Origin of the sequence: Rhodoferax sp., assembly GCF_011391645.1 — a bacterium.
Classification (GTDB): domain Bacteria; phylum Pseudomonadota; class Gammaproteobacteria; order Burkholderiales; family Burkholderiaceae_C; genus Rhodoferax.
This window is the reverse complement of record NZ_JAABQC010000100.1, coordinates 1-9,722: the sequence shown is the minus strand read 5'-3', so window position 1 is coordinate 9,722 and position 9,722 is coordinate 1. Positions and strand designations below refer to the sequence as shown.

10 protein-coding genes and 1 pseudogene are annotated in these 9,722 nt (G+C 60.5%); 6 read left to right on the top strand and 5 right to left on the bottom strand.

Features of this window, described 5'->3' with window-relative positions; translation table 11 throughout:
* A pseudogene (locus GPS82_RS11695) lies at positions 1–139 on the top strand (transposase); the annotation flags it as partial.
* Between the two features lie 476 nt (positions 140–615).
* Here the strand turns inward: GPS82_RS11695 and rsmI are convergent.
* Positions 616–1,557 (bottom strand): 16S rRNA (cytidine(1402)-2'-O)-methyltransferase, encoded by a 942-nt coding sequence (rsmI, locus tag GPS82_RS11690; protein ID WP_296494866.1) that lies wholly within the window; start codon positions 1,555–1,557, stop codon positions 616–618.
* On the opposite strand from rsmI, the gene GPS82_RS11685 reads away from it, so the two are divergent.
* From GPS82_RS11685 to GPS82_RS11675, 3 genes are all read left to right on the top strand, one after another.
* Positions 1,557–1,970 (top strand): YraN family protein, encoded by a 414-nt coding sequence (locus tag GPS82_RS11685; protein WP_296494864.1) that lies wholly within the window; start codon positions 1,557–1,559, stop codon positions 1,968–1,970. The two genes, rsmI and GPS82_RS11685, sit on opposite strands and share 1 nt — an antisense overlap.
* Before the next feature lie 73 nt (positions 1,971–2,043).
* A complete protein-coding gene (locus GPS82_RS11680) occupies positions 2,044–2,628 on the top strand; it encodes a phosphoheptose isomerase (protein WP_296494861.1) in 585 nt (194 codons plus the stop codon).
* Positions 2,629–2,639: 11 nt separating this feature from the next.
* The gene (locus GPS82_RS11675) at positions 2,640–3,281 is read left to right on the top strand and encodes a BON domain-containing protein (RefSeq protein WP_296494859.1); all 642 of its coding nucleotides are present in this window, start codon (positions 2,640–2,642) and stop codon (positions 3,279–3,281) included.
* On the opposite strand, the gene GPS82_RS11670 is transcribed toward GPS82_RS11675, so the two are convergent.
* Genes GPS82_RS11670 through GPS82_RS11660 form a run of 3 tightly spaced genes read right to left on the bottom strand, consistent with a single transcriptional unit; the run spans position 3,278 to position 6,403 of the window.
* Positions 3,278–4,204 (bottom strand): NAD(P)-dependent oxidoreductase, encoded by a 927-nt coding sequence (locus tag GPS82_RS11670; RefSeq protein ID WP_296494856.1) that lies wholly within the window; start codon positions 4,202–4,204, stop codon positions 3,278–3,280. The two genes, GPS82_RS11675 and GPS82_RS11670, sit on opposite strands and share 4 nt — an antisense overlap.
* Positions 4,205–4,218: 14 nt before the next feature.
* On the bottom strand, positions 4,219–5,355 hold the full coding sequence (locus GPS82_RS11665; protein ID WP_296494853.1) for a PilT/PilU family type 4a pilus ATPase: 1,137 nt from the start codon (positions 5,353–5,355) through the stop codon (positions 4,219–4,221).
* A gap of 4 nt (positions 5,356–5,359) precedes the next feature.
* Positions 5,360–6,403: a type IV pilus twitching motility protein PilT gene (locus tag GPS82_RS11660; protein WP_296494850.1), complete on the bottom strand. Its 1,044-nt coding sequence runs from the start codon at positions 6,401–6,403 to the stop codon at positions 5,360–5,362.
* A 33-nt stretch (positions 6,404–6,436) separates the two neighbouring features.
* Here GPS82_RS11660 and GPS82_RS11655 point away from each other — a divergent pair, with 33 nt between their 5' ends.
* Both GPS82_RS11655 and GPS82_RS11650 read left to right on the top strand, forming a co-directional pair.
* On the top strand, positions 6,437–7,138 hold the full coding sequence (locus GPS82_RS11655) for a YggS family pyridoxal phosphate-dependent enzyme (protein ID WP_296494848.1): 702 nt from the start codon (positions 6,437–6,439) through the stop codon (positions 7,136–7,138).
* Between the two features lie 162 nt (positions 7,139–7,300).
* Positions 7,301–7,894, top strand: coding sequence for a hypothetical protein (locus GPS82_RS11650; protein ID WP_296494846.1), 594 nt, complete (start codon positions 7,301–7,303; stop codon positions 7,892–7,894).
* A 132-nt stretch (positions 7,895–8,026) separates the two neighbouring features.
* Here GPS82_RS11650 and GPS82_RS11645 read toward each other — a convergent pair.
* Positions 8,027–9,722 (bottom strand): BamA/TamA family outer membrane protein (locus GPS82_RS11645; RefSeq protein WP_296494843.1); only part of this gene is annotated, 1,696 nt, incomplete at its 5' end.

Sequence of the window (9,722 nt, the reverse complement as noted above, 5' to 3'; positions counted from 1 at the left end):
CCGCAGCCCGGGTGCGGCCAGTGCGAATAGGGCAACCCTGCACATTAGCGCAATCGCCTTCATCCACCGCTTCGGCTCCAGCCTCAACGGGCATGTGCACTTCCATGTTTGCGCGTTCGACGGGGTGTTTGAGGAAGTGGCGGGCGACCAATGTACTACCCTGCAGCGGGCACTGGTGGCAGATTCCTTCCACTGTGCTGTTGACGGCCAACCGGAAAATGTGATCGTCGTCCTTGTCTGACTGCTACCGCGTTTCTGGCATCGGTGGCGAACGGCCGGTTACGGCGAAATCCAAAGTCAGCTTTCGAATTTCCGCCGGGTTTGACGCGGTCACGGTGAACGGCGAGTATGGGTCTTTATGCAGAGGACTCAGTTATGAAGAGTGTTTTCACCGGCAGTGCTGGAACCCGCATGAGAGTTCGCTTTGCGGCGTTCTTCGGCTCAAAGACTAAAGACCCTTATGTACAGCTCTGCATAAGTGTCTGCAGGAGTCACCGAGCCAAGAAAGCGGGAGCCCTCCGACAATAGCCCCCAACCTGGAAGTCTGAGGGTCCTTCGGGTCAATGCGTGGTCAACCTCCGTAGCGAAGGCACCTCATACAGCGCTCCAACTGAATCAAGCGGCCTTGCCCTTCAAGCTCAGGGCCAATTCATAGAGCGCATTGCGCGGCTCACCGGTGATTTCCGCCGCCAGCTTGACGGCAGTCTTGAGGGGCAGTTCGGCCAGCAGCAGGGCCAGCACGCGGGTGTCGGGGCCACTGGCTGCCGTTGCCGGGGCTGGGTGCAGCACCAGCGCAAATTCACCGCGCAGGCGGTTGCCGTCTTGCGCCAGCCAGGCCGGAAAATCCTGGGCCGCCAGCGTGGCAATTTCTTCGAACTGCTTGGTCAGTTCACGTCCCACCGTCAGCGCCCGCGCTCCCAGAATGGCCAGGGACGCAGCCAGCGCTTCAATGCGGTGCGGGGCTTCCAACAGCACCACCGCGCGCGTCTCACCCGCCAGCGCTTGCACTGCCGTGTTGCGCTCGCCGCTCTTGCTGGGCAAAAATCCGGCAAAAACGAAGCCGTCCGGGTGCTGCGCATCCAGAGTCAGGCCGGCCACGCTCAGCACCGTTGTGATGCTGCTGGCACCCGGCAGCGGCAGCACCGGCAAGCCGGCCTGACGCGCGTCGGCCACCAGGCGCGCGCCGGGGTCGCTGATGGCCGGGGTGCCGGCATCACTCACATAGGCCACGCGCAGGCCCTGGCGCAGCCGCTCCAGCACCAGTTGCGCTGCCTGCGCCTCGTTGTGCTGGTGCAGCGCCAGCAGCTGCGCTGGGGGCTTGTCGATGCCATAGGCGCGCAACAATGCCTGTGTGTGGCGGGTGTCCTCACAGGCAATCAGGTCGGCCAGTTGCAGCACATGCAGGGCGCGCAGGCTAATATCGGCCAGGTTGCCAATCGGCGTGGCCACCACATACAAGGCACCGCGCGGGTAATTTTGCTGGCCACAAGCGTGTTGCGCAGCCAACAGGGCCTGGGCGTAGCTGGCGCTCACAGGAGTCAAGGAGCTTGAAGTCAATGGGTATTCCTCTGTTCAAAACGGGGTCGGCAGCGGCGCAGCTTCGGCCGCCCACCACCAAACAATTGGGTGACCAGGCCGAAGACCAGGCGCTGGCGCATTTGCAGCGCGCCGGTCTGCGCCTGTTGGATCGCAATTATCGAACCCCGGGGCGGGGTGGTGGTGAAATTGACCTGATCATGCGCGCCGCTGACGGCACCTGTGTCTTTGTCGAGGTGCGCCGCCGCGCCTCAAGCAGCCATGGCGGCGCCGCTGCCAGCGTCAGCTGGATCAAGCAAAAGCGCATTGTGTTTGCCGCACGTTACTACCTGATGCGCCTGAGTGCGTTGCCGCCCTGCCGTTTTGATGTGGTGACGGTTCAGGCGGGCCACATTGAGTGGCTGGCCGGTGCGTTTGAGGCCGGGGAAATGTAAGGCTTTGCAAAGCTGGGGTTGACTGGCGCCCTGCGCAGCAGCTCAGCCGTTTGGCGCGGGTATCATTGCGGCCATGCTGCAACAACGAATTCAACAACATTTCATTGACAGTGCCGATCTGAAATACCAGGCTGCGCCCTTGTTGAGCCAACCGATCGCCGACGCGGTGCAGGCGCTGCTGGCGTGCGTGACCAGCGGCGGCAAGGTGCTGAGCTGTGGCAACGGTGGTTCTGCTGCCGACGCCCAGCATTTTTCAGCTGAATTTGTCGGACGCTTCGAGCGTGAACGGCCCGAGTTGGCCGCTATTGCGCTGACCACCGACAGTTCGATCCTGACGGCCATTGCCAATGACTATGATTTCACCCATGTTTTTTCGCGCCAGGTGCGGGCGCTGGGGCAACCCGGCGATGTGCTGCTGGCCATCACCACCAGCGGCAACTCGGCCAATGTGCTGGCTGCCATCGAGGCGGCGCACGCGCGCGAGATGATCGTCATCGGCCTGAGCGGGCGCGGTGGCGGCAAGATGGCGCAAGCGCTGCGCGACACCGATGTGCATATTTGTGTGCCCCACGAGCGCACCGCGCGCATCCAGGAAGTTCACCTGCTCACGCTGCATTGCCTGTGCGATGCGGTCGATACCCTGTTACTTGGCGAATAGGAAAGCCCACCATGACCTTTGCACACCAAAAACTCCTTGGCCTGATGCTTGTCAGCCTGACCCTGGTTACTTCACTGACTGCCTGTTTTCCGATCATTGTGGGCGGGGCTGTGGTCGGCACGATGGTGGTCGTTGATCGGCGCACTTCGGGCGCCCAGCTCGATGACCAGAACATTGAACTGCGCACCAGCAGCCGTGTCAGTGAAAAACTGGGTAACCGTACCCATGTCAATGTCACCAGTTACAACCGCCGTGTCTTGCTGACCGGTGAAGTGCCCAACCCGCAAGACAGCCAAATGGTGGAGCAGATCGCCGCAAGTGTAGAAAGCGTGCAATCGGTGGTAAATGAGCTGGCGGTGATGGGCAATACCTCACTGTCGCAGCGCTCCAACGACACCTGGCTTACCGGCCGCGTCAAGGCGGCCCTGCTGGATGCCAAAGACCTGAACGTCAACGCTTTCAAGGTCGTCACCGAGCGCGGCATCGTTTATCTGATGGGGCGCGTCACCCAGCGCGAAGCCGAGCGAGCCTCGGAAATTGCCCGCAGCATCAGCGGCGTGCAAAAGGTGGTGCGTGTGTTCGAGATCATCAGCGAAGAAGAACTGCGCGCCCTGTCGCCGCCACCAGCGCCGCCGCCAAAAAGCAGTCCTTAACGCAACCGCTTGATCAGGCTGGAGGTGTCCCAGCGCCGACCGCCCATCTTTTGCACGTCGGCATAAAACTGGTCAACCAGGGCGGTGGCCGGCAAGCTGGCGCCATTGCGACGGGCTTCGTCGAGCACCAGCCCCAAATCTTTGCGCATCCAGTCCACGGCAAAACCAAAGTCAAATTTATCGGCCACCATGGTTTTGCCACGGTTGTCGAGCTGCCAGCTTTGCGCCGCGCCTTTGCCAATCACGTCGAGCACCAGATTCATGTCCAGGCCCGCTTTTTGACCAAAGGCAATCGCTTCTGCCAGGCCTTGCACCAGGCCGGCAATGGAAATTTGATTGACCATTTTTGCCAGTTGCCCGGCGCCGCTCTCACCCAGGTAAGTGCAGGCCCTGGAAAACACCATGGCCACCGGTTGGGCGGTCTCAAACGCTGCAAGGTCGCCACCGCACATCACCGTGAGCGCGCCGTTCTGGGCGCCCGCCTGGCCGCCAGACACCGGCGCATCGACAAAATGGAGCCCCTGGGTTTTTGCCGCCGCGTACAGCTCGCGCGCCACATTGGCCGACGCCGTGGTGTGATCCACAAACACGGCACCGGGTTTCATGCCGACAAAGGCGCCTTCGCCGCCCAGTGCCACGCTGCGCAGGTCATCGTCGTTGCCAACACAGCAAAACACCAGATCAGCGCCATGTGCCGCCAGGCATGGGGTGGGCGCGTGATTGACGGTGCCGCTGCTGCCAGCATCACCCTGGTATTCCTGGCACCAGGCCAACGCTTTCGCCGCTGTCCGGTTGTACACCGTGACCTGGTGACCGGCGCCTGCCAGGTGCCCCGCCATGGGGTGGCCCATCACGCCCAATCCCAAAAAGGCGACGCGCCGCGCGGGTGTGGCTTCGTAAGTTCTCGGATTCATGATTTTCATAACCGCCCGTTTGCCTAAACGATCGCCATAAATTCAGTGCCGGCGCCCAAATTCTGGTTTTTGCCGCGCTGGCTGTTGAGTTTGATTTGCAACCGCAGATCGTTGACCGAATCGGCATTGCGCAGGGCATCTTCGTAGGTGATCTGGTTGCTTTCGTAGGCGTCAAACAGCGCCTGGTCAAACGTCTGCATGCCGATATTGCGGCTGTTTTTCATAACCTCCTTGATCCCGGTCACCTCGCCCTTGAAGATCAGATCGGAAATCAGCGGCGAGTTGAGCATAATCTCGACCACCGCCAGACGGCCCTTGCTGTTTTGCTTGGGGATCAGGCGTTGCGACACCAGGGACTTGAGGTTGAGCGACAAGTCCATCAGGAGTTGCGCGCGCCGCTCTTCCGGGAAAAAGTTGATGATCCGGTCGAGCGCCTGGTTGGCGCTGTTGGCATGCAACGTGGCCAGGCACAGGTGGCCGGTTTCGGCAAAGGCCACGGCGTGCTCCATGGTCTCGCGGTCGCGGATTTCCCCCATCAGAATCACATCCGGGGCCTGACGCAAGGTATTTTTGAGGGCTGCTTCCCAGGTGTCGGTGTCGATGCCGACCTCACGCTGGGTCACCACACAATTTTTGTGGGGGTGAACAAACTCGATCGGGTCTTCGACCGTGATGATGTGGCCAAACGTGGTTTCGTTGCGCCAGTCCACCATCGCCGCCAGCGTGGTGGATTTGCCGCAACCGGTGGCGCCCACCATGATGCACAAGCCGCGCTTGGTGTTGACGATGTCTTTCAGGATGGGCGGCAAATTCAGGCTCTCAATGCTGGGCAGGGTCATGGGAATGGTCCGCAGCACCATGCCCACTTTGCCCTGTTGCAAAAAAGCGTTGACCCGAAAACGCCCCAGACCGGGCGGCGCAATGGCAAAGTTGCACTCTTTGGTGCGTTCGAACTCAGCCACCTGTTTGTCGTTCATGACAGACCGCGTCAGCGCCAGCGTATGGCCCTCGTTCAGGGGCTGGGGAGACACCCTGGTGATCTTGCCGTCGACCTTGATCGCAGGCGGGAAATCAGCGGTGATGAACAAGTCGCTGCCGTTGCGACTGGTCATCAGTTTGAGCAGGTCGTTGATGAAAGTATTTGCTTGATCGCGTTCCATATGTTCACCCTGGGAAGTTTTCGGGAATCTTGGCCTTGGAGCGGGCCTCGGCCGGGCTGACGATATTGCGGCGCACCAGGTCGGTCAGATTTTGATCCAGGGTTTGCATGCCCAGGCTGTTGCCCGTCTGGATGCTTGAATACATCTGCGCCACCTTGGCCTCCCGGATCAGGTTGCGAATCGCGCTGGTGCCCAGCATGATCTCGTGCGCGGCCACCCGGCCCTGGCCGTCTTTGGTTTTGCACAGCGTCTGCGAAATCACCGCCTGCAACGATTCGCTGAGCATGGCGCGGATCATCTCCTTTTCGGCAGCGGGAAACACGTCAATGATCCGGTCGATGGTTTTGGCCGCGCTGGAGGTGTGCAACGTGCCAAACACCAGGTGCCCGGTTTCGGCGGCCGTCATGGCCAGGCGGATGGTCTCGAGGTCACGCATTTCGCCCACCAGAATACAGTCCGGGTCTTCCCGCAGGGCAGAGCGCAGGGCGGCGGCAAAGCTTTGCGTGTGCGGCCCGACCTCACGCTGGTTGACCAGGCACTTTTTGGACTCGTGCACAAACTCGATCGGGTCTTCCACCGTCAGGATGTGGCCAAACTCGGTCTCATTGAGGTAGTTCACCATGGCTGCCAGGGTGGTGGATTTGCCCGAGCCCGTGGGGCCGGTCACCAGCACCATGCCCCGCGGTTTGAGCGCCAATTCGCCAAATATCTTGGGGCAGTTGAGCTGTTCGAGCGTCAGAATCTTGCTGGGAATGGTCCGGAACACCGCACCAGCGCCCCGGTTCTGGTTGAACGCGTTGACCCGAAAGCGCGCCAGGCTTTCAATTTCGAAAGAAAAGTCAATTTCAAGAAATTCTTCGTATTTTTTGCGCTGCGCATCGTTCATGATGTCGTACACCATGGCGTGAACCTGCTTGTTGTCAAGCGGTTCCACATTGATGCGCCGCACATCGCCATTGACCCGGATCATGGGTGGCAAACCAGCCGACAAATGCAAATCAGAAGCCTTGTTTTTGACGCTGAAAGCCAGCAATTGGGTAATGTCCACAGAATTCCCTTTTGTTTGTTACGCTTGTCAATTATGACCAAGATTTCAACACAACTCAGCGCTGTTCAACAGCGCATTCACGACGCCTGCCTGGCGGCGGGTCGGGCGCCCGCGGCAGTCAAGCTGTTGGCAGTTTCCAAAACCTTTGATACCGATGCCGTGCAAGCCGCTTTTGCTGCCGGGCAAACCCTGTTTGGTGAAAACTACATTCAGGAAGCAGTGGAGAAAATCACCGGGCTGCGCCATCTGCCGCTTGAGTGGCACTGCATAGGCCCGATCCAGAGCAACAAGACCCGGCTCGTGGCTGGGCATTTTGACTGGGTGCACACGGTGGATCGGCTCAAGGTTGCCGAGCGCCTGAGCGAGCAGCGCCCGGCCGACCTGGCGCCGCTGCAAGTCTGCATCCAGGTCAACGTCGATGGCGGCGCCACCAAATCCGGGGTTGCACCTGCTGATGCTTTGGCGCTGGCCCAGGCAGTGGCCAAGCTGCCGCGGCTGCAATTGCGGGGCATCATGTGCATTCCCGAACCCGCGCCCGATTTTGCCGCCGCCTGCGAAGTGTTCAAACGGGCCGGTGACCTGTTTGAGGCTTTGAGGGCTCAAGGCCTGGCACTCGACACCCTGTCGATGGGCATGAGCGCCGACCTTGAAGCCGCCATTGCCTCGGGCAGCACCTTGGTGCGGGTCGGCTCTGCCATTTTTGGAACGCGACACGCGAAGCCAGTCGGGCATTGACGCAACTGATCGGAAACGGGACTGTTGGCAGGCATACAATCCTCCCCGCGCCGGACTTCAACCCTCGGCCCAACCCCCATAGAAGCATTCAGCCGGGCCGCCGGACACCCTGTGCCGGGCAGGCTGCATGTCTCTTCAATCTGTCACAAAAGGAATCAAATCATGCGTATCTCGATGTTGTCTGCTGCCATTGCCTTGTCCGTGCTTTCCACACCCTTGTGGGCCCAGCAGGCGCCCACCGGCGGCGCCGTGATGGCCAGCGAGCCCGGCAAAGCGGCCGTCATGGAAACCATCAAGCTCACCGCCGGTGTGGCGGCCATCGACAAGGCCACCCGCACAGTGACGCTCAAGACAGCCAAGGGCAAGATGCTTGATGTGGTGGCCGGACCCGAGGTCAAGAATTTTGACCAGATCAAGGTGGGCGACCAGCTCGTCGTACAGTACGCCGAAGCCTTGACGCTTGAGGTAAAGAAGGGTGGCGGGGTGCGTGAAATGGTCCAGGATTCGGGTGCAGTAAAGGCCAAACCAGGTGAGAAGCCAGCGGTCGCCGGAGCTCGCGAAGTGACGATCATTGCTGATGTCATTGCCGTTGACCCGAAGAAAATGACCATCACCGTCAAAGGCCCGAGGGGCAGAGTGGTGGATTTGAAGGTTAAAAACCCCGAGCACTTCAAGGTGGTCAAGAAGGGTGACCAGATTGAGGCGGTTTACACCGAGGCACTGGCACTCAGTATCGAGCCCGCACCGAAAAAATAAGCGACAAGGCAAGCCAATCGCACTGAAGCAGCGATCGCGTTTCGCTGCGCCAGGTGCTTGACATGCAGGCGGGGCAAGCTGTTGTCCGCGCCTGCATTTTCTTTTCCGGAGTGACGGCCGGCCGTTTTCTGCCTAGAACGCCTTGCCAAGGAAAAAGTAAAAACTCTGATTGCCGTCCCCCGCGCGGCCGTAGCCCAGGTAGGCGGGGCCGACCGGTGTGTCCGCACCAATGAAGAGGCTGCCAGATTTAAGCAGCCCTTCGGGCGAACCGAACACCAGCGGATCGCCGACCTTGCCCAGTTCCAGCGATACGCCGCCGTAGGCGCCCTCGAGCAGGCTGGCGCGCTTGATACGGTGGTAGTACATGAGCCGCCCGTAGGCCAGGTTCTCGCCGTAGAGCTGGCCGGTCTTGTAGCCTGACTGGGTCAGGAAACCGCCCCACTGGAACTGGTTGTAAAGTGGCAGGGGGTTGTCGCCGACCCTGCCACCGGCTGTGACATACGCGTTGAAGGTATGCTCGCCGAACGAGTAAACGGTCATGGCGTCAGCGCTCCACTTGGTGTAGGAATCGTCTGCCCCAAGCGCGGTGTTCGAGCTGTGAATGTCGAAGCTGCTGCGCCAGCCGGAGCGCGGAAAATGTGTGTTGTTGAGCCGGTCCAGCACCAGCTTGACACGGACCGCACCCTCGGTTATTCGGCCGGGCCCTGACGACAGCTCTGGCGGTCCGGTGTCGAGTTCCGCTGACAGTTTGCCCGTCAGCAAGCCCAGGCGCAATTCGCCATAACGTCTGAAATTGGTGCCCACATCGAGTCCGATCAGCGATGAGCCCGTGCTGTAGGTGGCAATGTTGTTGCTGCCCTGGTACAGATCGAAAGAAGACGAAACGAGACTCACATAAGGCGCAACGAAGTAACTGCCTGTGGTGTTCAACGGTTGGTAGAACTCGCTGAGCAAGGAATTTGTGTGGCCGAACTGCAGCAGCGTGCGCCAATTGGCGCCAAGCGAGTTGATCCACCTTTTGCGGTAACTGACCGCGAGATCGAAGTAGGCATCGCTGCTGAAATCACTGGACAGGCCCAGGCCGAAGCGCAGAAAATCCGGCCCCCATGTTTTTTCGACCGCATCCACCGCCAGCACCCGTCGGCCCGGTTCGTCGATGAGGCGGTAATTCACATGCTCGAAGTCGCCCGTGCCATAAATTCTGCGCATGTCCCTGTCGAGCGCGTCCTGGTCCATCGGCTGGTCGATGACCGTGTCCATCAAGCCCAGCACGGTTTCGGGGTTAACCCGCTGCAGATTGTCGAACCGGATCTCGTTGATCGGCCTCACGTCCGGGGCCAGGGCGACAATTTGGCGCTGGCGCAGTGCAGCGTATTGGGCAGGCGGGAGCGAGAGTTGCGCCAGTTGGGCACTGACCTTTTCAGCAGCGGCTTCACCCAGGGGGGCAATTTTTGCCAGGCTGTCGAAGTCGGCTGTGGTGTAGTCTCCCAGTTCTGGCGAGATCAGGATGTCGGTGGGTTTGAGCAGGGCCAGTGAGGTTTGGACATTTTGCTCGGTGAGGATGCTGACCATCTGCGAGGCCACGCCCAGGATGCCGTCGAGCTGATCGCGTCTGAGCAGGGGCGTGCCCACGTTCACCGCAATCACAATGTCGGCGCCCATCGAGCGCGCCACCTGCACAGGCAGGTTTTGGGTCAGCATGCCGTCCACCAGCATCATGCCGCCAAATTCGGCCGGTGCCACGGCGCCCGGCACCGACATGCTGGCGCGCATCACGTTGGCCAGTTCGCCTTCCTTGAACACGACGGCCTCGCCGGTCACGAGGTTG